16 protein-coding genes, 1 tRNA gene and 1 riboswitch are annotated in these 17,003 nt (G+C 61.4%); of the genes, 3 read left to right on the forward strand and 14 right to left on the reverse strand.

What is annotated here, in order from left to right:
• Positions 1 to 18: 18 nt before the first annotated feature.
• From cobF to cbiE, 6 genes are read right to left on the reverse strand one after another with little or no spacing between them, the layout of a single operon-like run.
• Complete coding sequence (gene cobF, locus AC2FJW_RS05700; RefSeq protein ID WP_281971820.1) at positions 19 to 762, reverse strand: precorrin-6A synthase (deacetylating); 744 nt, start codon at positions 760 to 762, stop codon at positions 19 to 21.
• Complete coding sequence (gene cobA / locus AC2FJW_RS05705; protein WP_496749457.1) at positions 755 to 1,483, reverse strand: uroporphyrinogen-III C-methyltransferase; 729 nt, start codon at positions 1,481 to 1,483, stop codon at positions 755 to 757. The genes cobF and cobA overlap by 8 nt, the downstream gene beginning before the upstream one ends.
• Positions 1,480 to 2,802, reverse strand: coding sequence for a cobyrinic acid a,c-diamide synthase CobB (locus tag AC2FJW_RS05710; protein ID WP_496749458.1), 1,323 nt, complete (start codon positions 2,800 to 2,802; stop codon positions 1,480 to 1,482). The genes cobA and AC2FJW_RS05710 overlap by 4 nt, the downstream gene beginning before the upstream one ends.
• Positions 2,789 to 3,583 (reverse strand): precorrin-4 C(11)-methyltransferase, encoded by a 795-nt coding sequence (gene cobM, locus AC2FJW_RS05715; protein ID WP_496749459.1) that lies wholly within the window; start codon positions 3,581 to 3,583, stop codon positions 2,789 to 2,791. The genes AC2FJW_RS05710 and cobM overlap by 14 nt, the downstream gene beginning before the upstream one ends.
• Positions 3,580 to 3,948, reverse strand: coding sequence for a cobalamin biosynthesis protein (locus tag AC2FJW_RS05720; protein ID WP_496749690.1), 369 nt, complete (start codon positions 3,946 to 3,948; stop codon positions 3,580 to 3,582). Before AC2FJW_RS05720 ends, cobM begins: the two co-directional genes overlap by 4 nt.
• The gene (cbiE, locus tag AC2FJW_RS05725; protein ID WP_496749460.1) at positions 3,945 to 5,144 is read right to left on the reverse strand and encodes a precorrin-6y C5,15-methyltransferase (decarboxylating) subunit CbiE; all 1,200 of its coding nucleotides are present in this window, start codon (positions 5,142 to 5,144) and stop codon (positions 3,945 to 3,947) included. Before cbiE ends, AC2FJW_RS05720 begins: the two co-directional genes overlap by 4 nt.
• Between cbiE and AC2FJW_RS05730 the strand changes: the two genes are divergently transcribed.
• The gene (locus AC2FJW_RS05730; protein ID WP_496749461.1) at positions 5,143 to 5,892 is read left to right on the forward strand and encodes a cobalt-precorrin-6A reductase; all 750 of its coding nucleotides are present in this window, start codon (positions 5,143 to 5,145) and stop codon (positions 5,890 to 5,892) included. The two genes, cbiE and AC2FJW_RS05730, sit on opposite strands and share 2 nt — an antisense overlap.
• Here AC2FJW_RS05730 and cobJ read toward each other — a convergent pair.
• From cobJ to AC2FJW_RS05770, 8 genes are all read right to left on the reverse strand, one after another.
• Positions 5,865 to 6,617 carry a precorrin-3B C(17)-methyltransferase gene (gene cobJ / locus AC2FJW_RS05735; protein WP_496749462.1) on the reverse strand — a complete coding sequence of 251 codons (753 nt, stop codon included), beginning with the start codon at positions 6,615 to 6,617 and terminating at the stop codon, positions 5,865 to 5,867. The genes AC2FJW_RS05730 and cobJ overlap by 28 nt on opposite strands.
• Entirely contained in the window at positions 6,614 to 7,342 is a 729-nt protein-coding gene (locus tag AC2FJW_RS05740) for a precorrin-2 C(20)-methyltransferase (protein ID WP_496749463.1), read from the reverse strand. The genes cobJ and AC2FJW_RS05740 overlap by 4 nt, the downstream gene beginning before the upstream one ends.
• Positions 7,339 to 7,968 (reverse strand): precorrin-8X methylmutase, encoded by a 630-nt coding sequence (locus AC2FJW_RS05745; protein WP_496749464.1) that lies wholly within the window; start codon positions 7,966 to 7,968, stop codon positions 7,339 to 7,341. The genes AC2FJW_RS05740 and AC2FJW_RS05745 overlap by 4 nt, the downstream gene beginning before the upstream one ends.
• Entirely contained in the window at positions 7,968 to 9,095 is a 1,128-nt protein-coding gene (gene cobG / locus AC2FJW_RS05750) for a precorrin-3B synthase (protein WP_496749465.1), read from the reverse strand. The genes AC2FJW_RS05745 and cobG overlap by 1 nt, the downstream gene beginning before the upstream one ends.
• A complete protein-coding gene (gene cobN, locus AC2FJW_RS05755; protein ID WP_496749466.1) occupies positions 9,092 to 12,385 on the reverse strand; it encodes a cobaltochelatase subunit CobN in 3,294 nt (1,097 codons plus the stop codon). Before cobN ends, cobG begins: the two co-directional genes overlap by 4 nt.
• A gap of 3 nt (positions 12,386 to 12,388) precedes the next feature.
• The gene (cobW, locus tag AC2FJW_RS05760) at positions 12,389 to 13,444 is read right to left on the reverse strand and encodes a cobalamin biosynthesis protein CobW (RefSeq protein WP_496749467.1); all 1,056 of its coding nucleotides are present in this window, start codon (positions 13,442 to 13,444) and stop codon (positions 12,389 to 12,391) included.
• Between the two features lie 2 nt (positions 13,445 to 13,446).
• The gene (locus tag AC2FJW_RS05765; RefSeq protein WP_496749468.1) at positions 13,447 to 13,821 is read right to left on the reverse strand and encodes a DUF1636 family protein; all 375 of its coding nucleotides are present in this window, start codon (positions 13,819 to 13,821) and stop codon (positions 13,447 to 13,449) included.
• A 94-nt stretch (positions 13,822 to 13,915) separates the two neighbouring features.
• Positions 13,916 to 14,122, reverse strand: a riboswitch (cobalamin riboswitch).
• 351 nt (positions 14,123 to 14,473) lie between these two features.
• Positions 14,474 to 14,547, reverse strand: a tRNA-Cys gene (locus AC2FJW_RS05770).
• 228 nt (positions 14,548 to 14,775) lie between these two features.
• On the opposite strand from AC2FJW_RS05770, the gene AC2FJW_RS05775 reads away from it, so the two are divergent.
• Positions 14,776 to 15,429 carry a protein-L-isoaspartate O-methyltransferase family protein gene (locus AC2FJW_RS05775; RefSeq protein ID WP_142635071.1) on the forward strand — a complete coding sequence of 218 codons (654 nt, stop codon included), beginning with the start codon at positions 14,776 to 14,778 and terminating at the stop codon, positions 15,427 to 15,429.
• A gap of 95 nt (positions 15,430 to 15,524) precedes the next feature.
• Entirely contained in the window at positions 15,525 to 16,943 is a 1,419-nt protein-coding gene (locus tag AC2FJW_RS05780) for a TolC family outer membrane protein (RefSeq protein ID WP_496749469.1), read from the forward strand.
• The last annotated feature ends 60 nt before the right edge of the window (positions 16,944 to 17,003 follow it).

Below are 17,003 nucleotides of genomic sequence, written 5' to 3' on the forward strand. Positions count from 1 at the left end.
CATTTGCGACGTATTGTGTCAGATTATGCGCTTTTTCAGCAAATAAATATCCATGATCCAACCATGGTCGGCACGGGCATGGGCGCGACGGTCCAGAATCTGCTGCGCAACCTCGGCCAAAGGGCCTTTGATCAGGATTTCCTCTTTCATGCCGACATATGCGCCCCACCAAATGTCCAAGTCTTCCATGTCCAGGTTTTGGAAGGAACATTCGCCATCCAGCATCACCGCCACGTTTTCTGCGGTTTCCGGCCATCCTTCGTCCCGGATGCGACGACCAGTTGTTACGATATAGGGCGCGCCCAGTTCGTTGATCGGAATCGCATGGGCCGCCGTCAGCGCTTGCAGCGCTGTGATGCCGGGAATCACCCGTGTTTCTGGCTGAGGGGTCAAACGTGCCGCGATTCGCAGCGAACTGTCATACAGCGACGGATCCCCCCAGATCAGCAGCGCCACATGGCGGGCCTTCGGGTGGGCTGCGATGGCCTCCTGCCAGCGCAATGCAATCGCGTCGTGCCATTCGTCCACTCCGCGTAAATAGCCATCATCGGCACGGCGTTTGGGAATGTCGAAATACGCGATTTGCGGAGGGGTATCCGCGACCTGAGCGATGATCTGCTCGCGCAGCCCTGCCAGATCGGCCTTGTTTTCGCCCTTGCGGGGGATCAGGATCAGGTCCGCCGAGCGGATCGCCTGCGCCCCTTGAAATGTCACATGATCCGGGTTGCCGGTGCCAATACCGATCAGCGTCAAGTCAATCATTTTCGAACTCTGCCAGAGGTCCATACAGGATCAGGGCCGGGGCGGTGCCGATCTCGGTTTCCAACTGCTGCGATAAGGCGCCGATGGTCGAGCGTTGCAGTTTTTGATCGGGGGTCGAGACGGATTCGGCCATCAAAGCAGGTGTATCCAGCGGCAGGCCGTGCGAATGCAGGGCGCCAACCAAAAGGGGAAAGGTGCGCTTGCCCATAAACACGACGGTCGTAGCCTGTGGATCAGCCAGTGCTGCCAGGTTCAGATCTTCGGGCAGTTTGCCACTGACATCGTGGCCGGTGACGAATTGCACGCGCCGCGCGGTCAGTCGCCGGGTCAGCGGAATGCCCGCCGCTGCCGCCGCCGCTACCGCCGAGGGGATGCCGGGGATGATTTCATAGTCGATCCCGGCCTCTTGCAGGGCCACCAGTTCTTCTTCAAGCCGGCCGAACATGCCGCCATCACCGGATTTCAACCGCACAACATGCTGACCGGTTTGTGCATATTCAACCAACAAGCGGCTGACGTGATCCTGCTTGGGCGAGGGGCGCCCGGCGCGTTTGCCGACACCAACCAGATCAGCATCCTCGCGGGCGTGGCTCAGGATCGGGCCGCTGCTGAGGTCGTCAAACAGCACCGCATCAGCTTTCTGCATCCTGTCTACCGCCTTCAGCGTCAGCAATTCCGGGTCGCCGGGGCCTGAACCGATGAAGGACACAAAACCACTCATGCCGAGGCCTCGGCGATCAGATGAAAGAATGTCCCGGTGACATTGTCTCGCACCGATCCGGTTTGCGGGCCTTCCGCGCCTTCGGCGTCGAACACGCGTGCCAGCGGGGCGTCAGGCTGTTCGATGATCGAGGAATAGTGGAACTCATGCCCGCGTAGCGCTGTGCCTTCGGTAAATCCGGCCATCGAGGCCAGTAATTCCGCCTTGCGATAACCCAGGTTGAACTTGCGCTTTTCATAGGAGGTCACAAGGCCCAGAAGGCCCGCCATTTCGTGCCGGACTCCGTCTTTGTCGATCAACGCCTGACCCAGCGCCATGTAGCCCCCGCATTCGCCATGCACAGGTCTTGTCTCGGCATGTTTGCACAGCCCAGTCTGGAAGGTGTTGGCGGCGGCCAATGTGCCTGCGTGCAACTCGGGATACCCACCCGGCAGCCAGACCAGATCGGCATCCGGGGCAGGGGCTTCATTCGCCAGTGGTGAAAACGGTAGGATTTCTGCACCCGCCGCGCGCCAGCCTTCCAGCAAATGCGGATAGGTGAACGAAAACGCAGCATCCCGGGCCAGTGCGATCCGCTGCGCCGGAGGGCGGGGCAGCACGGCTGACGATGGCCTATTTGGGCTTGAGGAAGCCGCCCGCTTGATCGCCTCCAGATCGACATGTTCACGCAGGAACGCAGCATAGCCGACAATGGCGCTTTCCAGATCGGGATGTTCCACTGCCTGGATCAAACCTAAGTGCCGCTCGGGAAGTGTCAGGTCTCCGCGTCGTGGCAGAACGCCCAGAACCGGCAGGCCTGCACGTTCCATACCCAACCGGGTCAGACGCTCGTGGCGCGGGCTGGCGCAGCGGTTCAAAATTACCCCGGCAAAGGGCAGGTCGGGGTTGTACATCCGAAACCCCAGCGCCGTGGCTGCAGCTGATTGCGCCTGACCGCCGACATCCAGAACCAACACCACAGGCCAGCCCATACGCTGCGCGGTTTCCGCGCTAGATCCATGGCCAATCTCACCGGGTTTGGCGACACCGTCGAACAGACCCATCGATCCTTCGGCTACGACGATATCCGCGCCGTCAGCCTGTGCCGATATTGCGTTCAGCAGAGGATCGCCCATCGCCCAGCTGTCCAGATTGAACGAGGCGCGCCCAGCCGCCGCCCGGTGAAAGGCCGGGTCGATATAGTCAGGGCCGCTTTTGAATGGTTGGACGGTCAGGCCATCCTCGGCCAGCGCACGCAGCAGGCCCAGCATCACGGTGGTCTTGCCAGTCCCCGAAGACGGTGCCGAAATCAGAATACCCGGAGGGTTAGTCATCACCATGGCTCCAGCTTGACCAAGGGCTGTCCGCGCTTTGCGGGCGATACCGGCGGTCGTAATCCTTTGAATACAGGCAGCTTTCGTCGAATCCTTCACCAGCCAGTGCCGGGCCAACCATGATCAGCGCAGTGCGCGAGATGCTCTCGTCCAACGCGTCTTTTAGGGTTGCCAGCGTGGCACGGATGATCCGCTCATCGGGCCAGCTGGCACGATAGACAACGGCCACCGGGCAGTCGGACCCATAGGCAGGTGTCAGATCGGCGATCACCGTATCCAGATTGCCGATCGACAGGTGGATGGCCAGTGTCGCCCCGGTGCGGGCAAAGTTTTTCAGCGTCTCGCCCTCGGGCATCGACGATGCGCGTCCCGGTGTCCGAGTCAGGACCACTGATTGCGCAAGTCCGGGCAGGGTCAGTTCCGTGCCCAGAGATGCGGCTGCAGCGGCAAAAGACGGCACGCCGGGGGTCACGCTGACCGGGATGCCCAATTCCTTGAGGCGGCGGATTTGTTCGCCCATCGCCGACCAGACCGACAGGTCGCCGGAATGCAGTCGCGCAACATCCAGACCGGCCTGATGTGCGGTCTCGATCTCGGCCATGATTTGATCCAGATCCATCGCCGCCGTGTTCACGATCTTGGCGTCGTCGGGGCAATGGCCCAGAATTTCCTCTGGCACCAGCGAACCCGCATACAGGCAGACCGGGCAAGCGGCGATGATATCGCGCCCCCGCAGGGTCAGCAGGTCGGCGGCGCCCGGTCCGGCGCCAATGAAATGAACGGTCATGTCTGTCCTCCGATGGCGATGGCGCAGGTGGCCAGCCGGTCGTCTGAAATCTGTCGGGGTGAGATCAGCCGCGCACCAGTTCCGGCGGCGGCAAGGGCGGATGCTTCGGCGACGCTGCCGGTGCCATAGGTGGCGCGGCTGCGGGTCGAGCAGGTGAGGGTGCGCTGCCCGGCCAGATCGGCGGGGGGAATGAAATGCAAGGGCAGGGCAATGGCCGAGGCAAAATCTGTTAGTGCGGCGTGGCCTTCCTTGTCGGCTACCGTGGCAAGCGCGTCCACAGCGTGACCGGCACTCGCCTGATCATAGGCGGCGCGCAGGCTGTCCAGCGTAGCGGCCGAGGAAAAACCGATGCCTGCGACGATCATAGCGTGACGCTCCATTGCACCACCGGATAGGCCGATTTCCAACCGCGCCGCGGCCCCAGGGCTGAAGCCTGTGCCAGTTCGACCCGTAGCAGCTCACCGCCCAGCCTATCCTGCCACTGCGCTAGTAGAGCTTCGCTTTCCAAAGTCACCGCGTTGGCCACCAGCCGCGTGCCGGAGGGCAGGGTTGTATGCAGCCATTGTAGCAGCTCACTGCTCAGCCCGCCGCCAATGAAAACCACATCGGGCAGGGGCAGGCCGTCCAGCGCATCCGGGGCGGTGCCATGCACCACCTGCAGCCGGTCCTGACCCAAAGCGTCGGCATTGCGGCGAATACGCTCGGCGCGGTCTTCGCGGGGTTCGACCGTCGTGGCGCTGAGCGTTGGATCACACATCAGCCATTCGATGCTGATTGACCCGGTGCCGCCGCCAATGTCCCACAGATGCTCGTCCCGCTGCGGGGCCAGCGCCGAAAGGGTCAGCGCACGGATAGGGCGTTTGGTGATCTGGCCGTCGGTCTCAAAAATCTCATCCGGTTTGCCAGAGGCGCGCGGAAAGGCCTGCCCGCCGCCAGCAACCTCGAGCCCGACGCAGACCGGGTGATCGAACCCACCCAACAGCGCCTCGGTCAGCGAGACACTGCGCGCCCGTTCGCGCGGGCCGCCCAGGGCCTCCATCACATGCAGGTGTGTGTCGGCAAAGCCGGTGTCAGTCAGATAGGTGGCAAGTTCCGTCACGGCCTTACCATCGCGCAACAGCAGAATCGCGCGCAGGCCGGGGGCCAGATGCGGGCGCAGCCGGGTCAGCGGGGCCGCGTGCAGACCAAATGTCTGCGTGCTTTCCAGCGGCCAGCCCAACCGCGCAGCGGCCAGCGAAAACGTCGATTGGCCGGGCAGGGCGGTCCATTCACCGGCCTCGAAATTCCGCGCGATCACGGATCCGGCGCCGAACCAGAACGGATCGCCCGAGGCCAGAACCACGGTTGATCGCCCGCGAAAACCGGTCAGGATCGGCAGACCATCGGCAAAGGGCACGGGCCATTCCACCTGCTGGGCCCCGAAATCGGGAACCAAGGACAGGTGTCGCGGTGGCCCCATGATGATTTCGGCGCGTTCCAGCACTTGACGGCTTGCGGGGGGCAAGCCATCCAGTCCATCTTCGCCCAAACCCAAAACGGTCAGCCATGGAGCTTCAGACATGTCCAACCTCCTGATATTGGGCGGCACGACCGAGGCCAACGAGCTGGCAAAAGCCATAGCTGAGCGGGGTATTCCCGCGACCTATTCCTATGCAGGACGTGTGGACAACCCGCGCCCGCAACCTCTGCCGGTACGTGTTGGCGGGTTCGGTGGGGCCGAAGGGCTGGTGAAATATATCCATGACCACAGCATAAGCCACGTGATCGACGCGACCCACCCTTTTGCCGCCGGGATGAGCCGTAACGCGATTGAGGCCTGCCATGAGGCACAGATTCCGCTGGCGGCGCTGACACGGCCCGAATGGGCACCGCAGCCCGGTGACACCTGGCTGCGCGTCCCGGATATCGCCGCAGCGGTGGCCGCTTTGTCCGGTAATCCGCAGCGCGTGTTTCTTGCGGTCGGGCGCATGCATCTCGAAGATTTCGTCAGCCAGCCCCAGCACCATTACCTGTTGCGGCTGGTGGATGAACCCGATGTCCTGCCCTTGCCGAATTGCGAGGTTGTCGTGGCGCGCGGACCCTTTGCCGAGGCTGATGACCGGGCGTTGATGCAGCGCCACGGCACGCAGCTGGTGGTGTCCAAGAACGCGGGCGGCACCGGCGCGTGCGCCAAGCTGGACGCGGCGCGGGCGCTGGGCGTGCCGGTGCTGATGATCGACCGTCCAGCCCTGCCGCAGCGGCTGGAACTGTCGAGCGTTCCGCAGGTTTTGGACTGGCTGGCTCATTCCGGGGTGAACCTCGGCGTATAGACGATCGGGTCGCCGTCGCGTTCGATAACGCGGGTCAGGGATGAGCCGACGATGACAACGGTCTGCATATCAGCCATATCAGGCGTGGCCTCGACCAATGTCGAAATCCGGATTGCCTCATCCGCCCGGCTGACAGCGCGGGCGAACAGGATCAGCCGCTCGGGTTCACATTCTTCGCGCAGGATTTCCAGCGTTTTGACAAAGCCTTCGGGGCGAGATTTCGAGCGGGGGTTGTAAAACGCCATCGCGAAATCGGCTTGTGCCGCCAGTCGCAGGCGCTTCTCAATCAGAGGCCAAGGTTTGAGGTTGTCACTCAGGTTGATGGTGCAGAAATCATGCCCCAGCGGGGCACCAGCGCGGGCGGAGGCCGCAAGCATCGCAGTGATTCCGGGCAGCACTTCAACCGGTAGGTCGCGCCATTCACTGGGGCCGTTTTCCAGCGCTTCGAACACCGCTGCTGCCATGGCAAATACGCCCGGATCGCCCGAGGATACGACCACTACGCGCTTCCCTTCGGCCGCCATTTGCAACGCATGCTGCGAACGGTCGATCTCAACCCGGTTGTCGCTGGCATGCAGCGTCAGGCCGGGGCGTTCGGCGATGCGCGCGACGTAAGGAATGTAGCCGACGACATCCGTCGCCTCAGCCAGCGCAGCGGTCACTTCGGGCGTCACCAGAGCCTCGTTTCCTGGCCCGAGTCCTGCAATCTTGACCCAGCCGCTCATGGCCGCCGCCCTTGTCCGTGAACGATGATGATCGAGAAATACGGGGTGATCCCCTCGCAATTTTCCGACAATTTGCACACGCGTTGATTAGGCATCTGAGCGTATTCCACGATCCAAGCACGGTCATACAAACCGGCCGTCTTCAAGGCCCGCTTCACTTTGTCGATATTGCGCCCGATCTTCATCACCACCAGCGCGTCGGTTTGGGCCATCCGGTGGGCCAGATCGTCTTCGGGCAATGTGCCGACCAGAACGGTCAATACGTCGTCTCCCCAGGTGATGGGGTCGCCGGTTGCGGTCCACGCGCCGGACATACCGGTGATCGCAGGCACGACTTCAACTTCAGATTCGCCGCGTAATCGATTGTAAAGATGCATGAATGATCCGTAGAAGAACGGATCACCCTCGCACAGGACCACCACGTCTTCGCCCTGATCCGACAGTGTCTTCAGATGCGCGGCACAATCTTCATAAAACGCCGAGAGCAGCTCATTGTACCGCGGATCACTCAATGGAATTTCTGTGGTCACGGGGTATTCCATCGGGAATTCCACCGCGCCTTCTGGGATCATGCCATTGACGATCTTGCGGGCCTGACCACTGCGACCCGGTTTGCGGAAAAAGGCCACGTGGCGGGCAGTGCGCAGTAGGCGGTCGGCCCTGACGCTTATCAGGTCCGGATCGCCGGGGCCGAGGCCGACACCGTATATCTTGCCCGCGTTCATTCGGCGCGGCTCGCGATGGCGTTGACCGCGGCGACCGTGATGGCGCTGCCACCAAGGCGACCCTTGACGATGCAGGACGGCACAGGCTGCGCCTCCCACAGAGCGTCTTTAGATTCGACCGCACCGACAAAGCCCACCGGGCAGCCGATGATGGCCGCAGGGCGCGGGCAGTCGGGGTCTTCCAGCATGTTCAGCAGGTGGAACAGGGCGGTGGGCGCATTACCGATGGCCACCACGGCACCTTGCAGATGCGGGCGCCACAACTCCAGCGCAGCGGCGGACCGGGTGTTGCTCATCTCGGCAGCCAGCGGACGCACACGTTCGTCGTGCAGGGTGCAGATCACCTCGTTATCGGCGGGCAGGCGGAACCGGGTCACACCCTCGCTGACCATGCGGGCGTCGCACAGGATCGGTGCGCCGTCTTCCAACGCGGCACGGGCCGAGGTCACAAAACCGGGTGAGAAATGCACGAACTCTTCCAGCCCCACCATACCTGCCGCGTGGATCATCCGGACGGCGACCTGTTCCTCATCGGCGTCGAACCGTGCCAGATCGGCCTCGGACCGGATGGTGGCAAAGCTTTGTTTGTAGATCGCGGCGCCGTCGGTTTCGTATTCATAGGGCATCAGGTGAAGTCCATGGTCATAAGTGTTTCGGGGCTTAACCCGCGCAGGTTTGGCTCATCTCCCGCGCGGCCTTGTTTGACAAGATCAAATCGACCATCGTGGCCGACCAGGGTGACATCAGCTGGTCCCATGCGCGCGCATCCTTTGGCACAGCCCGAGACATGCAAGTGGCCGGGAATACGCGAGGCAAGCGCGCGGGCGATATCGCGGGTCTCCACCTGCGCCTGCGGGCAGAGCGGGGCGCCGGGGCAGGCGTCAGTGGTCATCAGCGGGTCGGTGCCATCGGTGACGAACGCTGGGGCGGGTATCGCCGCCCCGCCTTCCATCAGGAACAGCCGCCAAGGGGTGACCCGCAGCGCAGAGGCACCGCAGGTCTCAATCAGCCCCGCAAGCGCGCGCGCTGGCAACTGACCGAACGCGGCTCCGTATAGCGCACCCAGTTCCACGATGCCCGTCTCAGGCAGAGCGCCAACATCACCCGGTGCGCTGCCTTGGCATTCTGACGGCAAATCCTGTGTCGCAACCACGCGGGCCATGCGCCGGGCCTCGGGAGTGTGGTGATCCGCGAACCATTCGGCCAGCGCGATCAGGTGGTCGATGGCGATTTTTTCGGTCACGCGACGCCCTGTTTCGGCCCCATCAGCGCGTAGGATCAGCCCGTCGGGGCCTGTCTCCAGCCGGATATCCGCCGAATCCCCGACCAACAGGCGATTTGGTCCGGTGTCGACGGCAAACCCAAACTTGGCTGGTAGCGACGGCAATTCACCCAACCGGTCGGTCAGTTCCTGCGTCAGCCGTGCGGTAAGATCGCCGGATTGGTAGAGCGGCGTCACCAGAATATTGCGCCGCACCTCGATACCCGGTTCCGCATCCAAAAGGTTCAGCGCAGCGAGTTCTTCTAGCAAAGGTTGGTGATCGGCCTCGGCCACACCGCGCAGTTGCAGATTGGCGCGGTTGGTCAGGTCAATGGTGCCATTGCCGAAACGGTCGGCAAGTTCGCACAGGCCTAACATCTGCGCAGCCTCAAGGCGCGCCAGCCGCGGCCGAACCCGCACGACCAACCCGTCCCCCGACATCATCGGGCGATGGGCGCCGGGGCACCAGCCCTGAACGATCGGTGCACTCATCCCAACCCCTCCAGATCGGCTCGGATCGAGTTTCGGCGCGTGTTCCACAGGCCAGCCTCGAGCAGCGCACGGAACCGATCCTGCATGGCCTGATGCGCCTGTGGGTTCTTCTCTTGCAGAAAGGCATCAACCTCGGCGTTACCCAGTGTGGCATCGTGGTAGATGTCAAACAGATGCGGTGCAACGGTTCCCGACAGATGGGCAAAGCTTGCCATATGATCCAGCGTTGCCGCGATCTCGGCGGCGCCGCGGAATCCGTGCCGTTGCATTCCTGCGATCCAGTCAGGATTAGCCGCGCGCGCGTGGACAACGCGGCTGATTTCCTCAGACAGGGTTCGGGCGCGGGGGGTGTCTGGGTTGGTATTGTCCAGATGGTACAGCTGCGCAGTACCGCCAGTGACTTTCTTGGCGGCGGCAAAACCGGCCTCATGCGTGGCATAGTCATTGGCCAACAGCAGATCGGTTTCGGTCAGGTCCTGAAGGTGAACAAAGCTGTCGGCAAGGGCAACGCGTTGGGTAATACCATCGACATCTCGTGCAATTTGCTCGCCCTCAAGCGCAAAGGAACTGGCATCCAGCCAAGCCTGACCGGCCTGTGCGCGCGCTTCGTCCGTATAGATTTCGGATAGCTGCGTCATGTTCAGGCCATAGCTGCCGGGGGCGGGGCCATAGACACGGGCGGCCGGTGCCTGCCCGGCATATGGGTTCCAGTCTCCTGCCTCGTCCCGTTCACACAATGCTCGCACTGCCTGGCCATACAGCGCAGAAAGCGTCGGGAATACATCGCGGAACAGGCCCGAGACACGCAAGGTCACGTCTAGCCGTGGACGGCTGAGATCAGTGATTGGCAGCACCTCGATACCGGAAACCCGCTCCGACCCCTTGTCCCAAACCGGTTTCACACCCAGCAGGTGAAGCGCCATGGCGAATTCTTCACCCGCAGTGCGCATCGTGGCCGAGCCCCAGAGGTCGACAATCAGCCCCTTGGGGTAATCGCCTTCTTCCTGCAGATGCCGTCGCACTAGTTCCTCGGCCAGTTTGACACCTTGGGTATAGGCCGCGCGTGTTGGAACCGAACGCGGATCGGTGGTGTAAAGATTTCGCCCTGTCGGCAGCACGTCCGAGCGCCCGCGATAGGGTGAGCCAGACGGGCCAGCCTCGATCCGTTTCCCGGCCAGTGCGTCCAAAAGTGATTGACGTTCCGCATGCGCCGAAGGCGTGGCATCAAAATTGCCGGTCACTTCGGGGACGCGGCCAAAGACGTGCAAGCCGTCGCCGAACTGGCTTTCTTTGATGTCGCAGACAAATCGGTCGATACGGGTGATCGCTTCGGCGGTACAGGTTGCCTGATTCAGACCCAGATCGCTTTCCAGACCAATGGCCTGCGCCTCATCCCGTATGTCTTCTTGTAGTCGGTCGCGGCGTTTGGGGTCCAGCCCGTCGGCGTTCGAGAATTCGTCCAGCAGGGATTCCAGCCGCACCATACGGTCCGGCGTGTCACTTGTTCGCATCGGGGGTGGGATATGGCCCAGTGTAACCGCGCCGATCCGGCGCTTGGCCTGTGCGGCCTCGCCGGGGTCATTCACGATAAAGGGGTAGATCACCGGCAGATCGCGGACCAACGCCTCAGGCCAGCAGTTTTGGGACAGGGCGACCGATTTGCCTGGCAGCCATTCCAACGTGCCATGCGCGCCGATATGGATCAGCGCGTCCGCGCCATGCCCCTTACGCAGCCAGAGATAGAAGGCAACATAGCTGTGGCGCGGGGTGCGGGACAGGTCGTGATAGTCGTCATCGCGCAGCTCGGGCGTGCCGCGTTCGGGTTGCAGCGCGATCAGCGTCTTGCCCCGGTTCAGGGCGGTAAAGTGGAAGGCACCATCGGCAAAAAACGGGTCGTCCTCGGGCTTGCCCCAAACGGTTTGCAGATCCGTTTGCAGCTGCTCCGGCAGGTCCGCCAGCGCGGTTTGATAGGCCGCGAGCGGCCAAGACAGTCGCGCATCCAAAAGCGTCTCGGCAATCGGCGCGCCGGGTGCGGTGTCATAGCCTTCGGCCTGCAGATCGGACAGCATCGCCTCGGCCGAGGCCAGTGCATCCAGGCCCACCGCATGGGCCATCTGCCAATCCTTGCCGGGATAGGTGGACAGCACCAGCCCCGGTCTCTGATCGGCTTTGGGTTTATCGGTCAGGCCCAGCCAGCCGTCGACCCGGTCAATGATCGCCTCAATCCGTTCCGGCTCGGGGCAGTGAGCAAAACGGGAATATTCCAGATACGGGTCGCGCTTGCCCGGTTCCTTGAACGAAGCGATGCCCGCCGAAATGCGGCCATCCACCTCGGGCAGGACCACATGCATTGCGAGGTCGGCGGGGGACAGCCCGCGTTCCGCATCGACCCAAGCCTTGCGGCGTGCGGTGGACAAGGCGACCTGAAATACCGGCACATTGGCGGCGTCCAGCGGGGACGTTCCCGAGGCGCCTTTGCCCGAAAAGGAGGTGGCGTTGATGATTGCCGAGGGGGCCAGCGCTACGACCTGTTCGCGCAGCCAGTCAGCGGCGGTAGGGGCTTTGAGCGACGGCGCAAATAGGCCAACAGCCTGAAACCCACGCGCACGCAGACGGTGGATCAGGGCCGCGACCGGGGCAGTGTCTGCCGAGGTCAGATAGGCGCGATAGAAGGTCACGAGGATGCGCTTGGCATCACCGGCGAATGCGGTATCCGCCGGGATCACACCGCGATCCGGGCACCATACGCCACATTCCGGGATCGTCTTGGCCCCCATCACCGGGCCAGAATAAAGCCCCGCGGCCAGTGCCATTTGCGCCAGCGCAGCCTGCGCTGCGACCTCACCGCCTGTGTCGCAAAGATGCGCCAGCCGCCGCAGGGTTGAAACGGGCAGGGTAGAATAGTCATCCAGCCGCGTATCTTCACGTCCATCCGCAGGCAGCACAGCAACGGCAATGCCCTTGGCTTGAGCCAGTGCCAGAACCTGCTGCAAGCCATAGGACCAGTAGGGCACGCCACCGATCAGGCGGATCAGGATACCTTTGGCGCCCTCCAGCGTCTGCTCGACATAGGTGTCGACAGAAAGCGGGTGTTTCAGCGCCGTTAGATTGGCCAGCCGCAGGGTCGGCATCCGGCCTTCGGGTCCACCACCACGATGCCAGCCTGCCGCGAAAGCGCCAAGGTCACTGTCGGAAAAGGACAGCACCACCAGATCCGCCGGGCTCTGGCCCAGATCGGTCGGGGTCTCCGTTTCCTCTAACCCATGGCTTTCGCGGAAGACGACGTGCATGGTTTACTCGGCAGCCCCGGTCACACCCACGAGGATTTCGCGGATTTCAGCCTCTTTGATGTCGTCATGCTCGGCGATGACCACCAGACGCGAGCGACGCTCTTCACCTGGCTCCCACGGGCGGTCGTACTGATGACGCACACGGGCCCCGACTGCCTGCAACAAAAGGCGCATGGGTTTGCCGGTAACAGCGGCATAGCCTTTGACCCGCAGGATGTTCAGTTCATTCGCCAGACGTTCGATATTGGCGACCAGCTGGGCCGGATCGGTCTGTTCCGGCAGCTCGACAATGATGCTTTCGAAATCATCATGCTCGTGATCGTGATGGCCATCGTGATGGCTGGGACGCGCCTCCATGTCATCTTCTGCAGCGGCCTCAAGCCCCAGCACAATACGTACATCCACAGCGCCTTCGGCCACTTCGACCACGGGCAGAGGGCGCGGGGCTTCAGCTGCGATGATTTCCTTGGCCTTGGCGATACCCTCGGGGCCAGCGAGATCAGGCTTGGTCAGCAGAATGATGTCGGCGCAGGAGATCTGGTCCTCGAACACCTCGGATAGCGGCGTTTCGTGATCAATCGAGTCATCGGCCAGGCGCTGGGCATCCACCGCAGCGACATTCGGGGCAAAGCGACCTGCGGCCACAGCTTCGGCATCGGCCAGAGCAATTACGCCATCCACGGTGATTTTCGAGCGAATATCGGGCCAGTCGAACGCTTTCAGCAGCGGCTTGGGCAGGGCCAAGCCAGAGGTTTCGATCAGAATGTGATCGGGGCGCGGCTCTAGCGCCATCAGCGCCTCGATGGTCGGGATGAAATCATCTGCCACGGTGCAGCAGATGCATCCATTGGCCAATTCCATGATGTTTTCCGCCGGGCAATCGGGGATCGCGCAGGATTTGAGGATATCGCCATCGACGCCAACATCTCCAAACTCGTTGACCACAATGGCCAGGCGCTTGCCCTGCGGGTTCTGCATCAGATGACGCACCAGCGTGGTCTTGCCCGAGCCCAGAAAGCCGGTGATCACAGTGACGGGCAGTTTTTCGAGATTGCTCATATCTAAGCTCCAATCGGGGGAATGCGGGCCGCACAGTTTTTGCGGAAATGTTCAGGACGTTCGCGCCATTTAACGAGGCCATCTTGGGTCGCGAGATATTTGGTCGCGCCTTCAACAATGGTCTCGACATGATCGGTTTCATCGAGATGCTCATAGACAAAGGTCCAACGTTTGGGTCCGCCACGCAGCACAATCGAGCAGCCCTGATCGCAATTTGAAAGGCATTCTACTGCCTTCAAAGTGTCGCCATCAGGAAGTTCTGCCTGCTCCAACGCCTTGTGCAGCAACGCCCCAGGACGATCTGCATCATTCTCGACGGGCAGGCCGCGGCGGCAGGTCGTGCACACCAGCAGTTCAACAGGTGTGGTCTCGGTCATGTCTCTCATCCCCCCAAATCCTCTTCGCGGGGGACGGGGTTTCATGCGGGCCACGTATTGCGACATGGGCCCGACACCGGATCACCCCGTCCGGTTTCAACTTCGGATGTTGGCAGGTCTCCCGGCTTGCGGATGTCAGAGGCTGGCCTCTGGCAGATGTCCCGCCTTCCCGGCCTGTCTGGCCAGTGGCTTTGGGCACCCTCTCCGGTCACGGTCGCGGGGGCGGCTGCGTTTGACGGATGACCGCTGACGCATTCCCTTTTCATCTGCATATGCAGACACCAACGGATGGGACATGCGGCACGGGCAGGGGGCTTGTCAAGCGCGGCCGACGCACGGAAATCATCGAGAATGGAAAAGCGACCTGCCAATGCCTGTCAGCGGCATGTTTGGTCAGCCATTTGCAAAATGACCGCAGGCGAATTTGGGCTTTGCACCTCGAAGATATCCAGACGAAAGGATTCGCGGGCCCGTTACTTCAAAGGGCATATCGCGTGGAATCGATAGAGCGGTCAAATTTACCGGCCGAGCCAGTGAGTTCACCGCCTTCTGATCAATCCGGTGTCAAGCTTCACTCAGCAGAGCACTGCCGTAGCGAGACGGCATGTCGCAGGCTCGAAAAGCCGAATGCGAAGCAACTGTTTGAAAGTATTGGAGGCGAGTACCGGAATCGAACCGGTGTACACGGATTTGCAATCCGCTGCGTCACCACTCCGCCAACTCGCCTTTTCAAGTAATATCAAATACTTGCCGTGGTGTGACAGGCGTTTTAGCAGCTTTAATCCGGGGCGTCCAGTGGGTTCGGTCTAAATTTGACGAACTGAAAATTGGATCACCCAATCGGATCACTCTAAAATCTTCACGACAGACGAAAGTTTCCGCTTGCGGGCCGTTGCTGGTTTGCCCGGGATGTGGCACAAGCCCAGCAACCTTGGGAAATGAATGAGCGATCCAATGACAGATTTCGCAGCCCGCCGCCGCACCATGGTCGATACGCAGGTCCGGCCTTCGGACGTTACCAAGTTCCCGATCATTGATGCCATGCTGTCCGTCAAGCGCGAGAATTTTGTGCCAGACGCGCAACGCGAAGCCGCCTATGTCGAGGGTTTGATAGAACTTGAGGCTGGACGCTGCATTCTGGAACCGAGAACACTGGCCAAGATGTTGGATGTGCTGAACATTACCAATGATGAGGTTGTTCTGGATATTGCTCCGGCGCTGGGATATTCGACGGCTGTTGCAGCCCGTATGGCGCAGTTGGTCGTAGCGGTGGAAGCGGATGAAGCGCTAGCTGCCGAAGCGCAAACGCTGCTGATGGAGGCTGACGCGGATAATGTGGTTGTTCACGTGGGGCCGCTGGATGAGGGCGCTGCCGAGCATGGGCCTTATGACGTGGTCATGATCCAGGGCGGCGTAGAAGAGGTTCCGTCTGCATTGATTGACCAGCTTAAGGATCATGGGCGTATCGCCTGCCTGTTCATGGAAGGTGATCTTGGGACAGTCCGTATAGGCCACAAATCAGGCGATCGCGTTACCTGGCGCCAGGCATTCAACGCCAGTGCACCTGTTCTGAAGGCTTTCTCGGCCGAGAGTGCATTTTCGCTATAGTCGGCGGGCAGATTTATCTGCTGCCTTGATTAGTTCAACACAAAGACGCAAACTGCCTTGAGGGCTGCGTTATTTTGATTTGAGAGGATTTCGCCATGCGTTTTGCAGCAGGAGGCAAGCTGGTCAGGACTCTGGCAGTGACTGCGGGTATTGCTCTGGGCACGTTGCCCGGTAAGGCGGTTTGGGCCGATAACCTGACTGATGCGTTCATCGGAGCTTATAATACCAGCGGTTTGCTGGAACAGAACCGGGCGCTGCTTCGGGCTGCAGACGAGGATGTGGCGATCGCGCTGTCGGCATTGCGCCCTATTATCAACTGGACCGTCGCGGTTAGCCAAGACTATACGCGCAGCAGAAACAGTGGTGTTACGAACAGTGTTGATCCTTCGAACTTCTTCTCGGGCCTGACGCTGAGCCAGCTTTTATACGATGGCGGAGCCTCGATTCTGGGCAAGCAATCAGCGCAGGAAACGGTGCTGTCGACCCGGCAGGCGCTGATCGATATCGAACAGCAGGTCCTATTCCGCGCGGCGACCGCTTACCTGAGTGTTCTGCTGCAGGAAGAGACCGTATCGATTCGTAAAAACAACGTTGAACTGTCCGCAGAAGAGCTTCGCGCCTCGCAGGATCGTTTCGAAGTTGGGGAAGTTACCCGCACAGACGTCGCATTGTCTCAGGCTCAGCTTGCAAGCTCGCAGGCCGATCTGGCGAATGCGCGCGGCGATCTGAGCACTGCTCAGGCGGAATATGTGAACGCAGTTGGCAAACTGCCGGGCCGTACTGCTGGTCAGCCCAGCCTGCCAAACTTGCCCCGGTCCCAGAGCGAGGCCGTCAGCCTGGCCCAACGCAATCACCCATCCATTCTGTCCGCCCAGCATCAGGTGCGCGCCCTTGATCTGGTCGTTCAGCAGCAGCGCGCGGGCCTGGGTCCGAATGTCAGCCTGAACGCTGATGCGGGCGTCACCGAGAGCTATGATGACGACGATTATGTGAATGATGCGAGTATCTCGCTGAACTTCAGCCAGCCGATCTATGCGGGTGGTCGACTTGCGGCAAGCGTGCGCCGCGCAATGGCCTCGCGGGATGGGTCACGTGCCAATCTGCTGAATGTGCAAAAGAACATTACGCAGGGTGTGTCTGATGCCTATGTCCGGTTTCAAACTGCAAGCGCAAGCCTGAGGGCCTCTTCGGAACGTGTGCGCGCCTCGGAAGTTGCGTTTGATGGTATCCGCGAAGAGGCAACTTTGGGTGCGCGGACCACTCTGGACGTGCTGGCTGCTCAGCAGGATTTGCTGGACGCGCAGCTTGCCGAAATTGCTTCCAGAACCGAGCGATCTCTGGCGGCTTATCAGTTGCTGCAGGCCCAAGGTTTGCTCACGGCCGAGCGTTTGGGTCTGGCGGTTCAGATTTACGATCCGACCCTTTACTATAATCTGGTGAAGAAAGCCCCCGCGCAGGTCAGCAAGCAGAGCAAAGATCTGGATCGGGTCCTGAAAGCACTGCGTCGGGACTAAACACCCAATACTGCCTGTTGTGAGGTCTGCATTGTTTGGCTACACTCGGACCTGAGGTTA

It is taken from the genome of Ruegeria sp. CDSA020 (genome assembly GCF_059612345.1).